Raw genomic sequence first — 1,077 nt, forward strand, 5'->3', positions numbered from 1 at the left:
AATCCGCCAGCCCTCTTGCCAACCATATTGACTAAGCACACTCTCGACCATCAATTGCGTGGTTCCAGAGCGGCTTGGCGTGCTCATGGTGACGTGACCAAAGTACAGCGGATTGGTCAGATCTTGAAAACGCTTCGGTTCTGGTAAATGGTTCGCGGCCAAATAATCTTTGTTCCAAACAATCCCGGCGCCAGAGTATCCAAACGCCACGACTTGATCGTTATTAGGTAATAGATAAGGCGACAACCATTTCGGCACTTGCACACGCGACGACATATCAGCCAAACGATGTTCATTAGACAGCTCTTGCATCAGAAACGGCGACGAGCTCAACACCAAGTCGATATCCTTCATGTAGCTTTTGCTGAGCAATTGCAGGCTTGATTGAGTGCGTCGGTGAACCACTCGGACTTCAGCATCAGGATAGTGCTGCGTAAAGTCATCCACCAAAGCAGTGATTGGTGCTTGAGAGAAGGTCGTGAGTATCACCAACTCTTTTTCTGCTGCCATTGTGAGTGGTGCATAAAGCGCCGCACCAAGAAGTAAACGACGCCCAAATTGCTTGAAATCAGCCATCAAATTAACCAAAAACCTTAAATAGAATGCGGTAACTCAAATCTATGAAAGATTGTCAAAAAATCTTACAGAGTATGTTTGAGTCACTATTGACGCACTTCAACCAGAACTAAGCATATTCTATCAGTAACAAGTGTCAGCCTAACGTTCTAAATTCCCGTTTTTGACTCAACCTAAATATCAATATGGGTCAATTCTGTCTCAAATTCATGCCTTTGTACTGTGCAATCTGTCACTTCAAGATAGCCCTGCAACAAAACATTTGTGATTAAAACTTGGAGTGCAAGATGTTTAATTTCTTTAAAACACGCCCTGACCTCCCTCTTTCAGATGGCTCGAAAGAGGAAATGCAAGCGCGTTTCAAACGCTACCAATGGCATGTATTTTTAGGCTTGGTTTTCGGTTACGCCGTCTTCTACGTAGTTCGTATGAGTTTAGGTGTTGTTAAAAAACCAATGCTAGATGCAGGCATCGTAACCATCGAAGAACTCGGTATCATGG

General features: G+C 44.1%; 1 protein-coding gene and 1 pseudogene. One reads left to right on the plus strand and one right to left on the minus strand.

Annotated features, from left to right (window positions below):
- On the minus strand, positions 1-576 hold a 576-nt coding region (locus tag R7190_RS25770), incomplete at its 3' end, for an ABC transporter substrate-binding protein (protein ID WP_318137665.1).
- Positions 577-863: 287 nt separating this feature from the next.
- Here R7190_RS25770 and R7190_RS25775 point away from each other — a divergent pair.
- Positions 864-1,077 (plus strand): annotated as a pseudogene (locus tag R7190_RS25775) (MFS transporter); the annotation flags it as partial.

This window comes from Vibrio sp. 1078-1 (genome assembly GCF_033340475.1).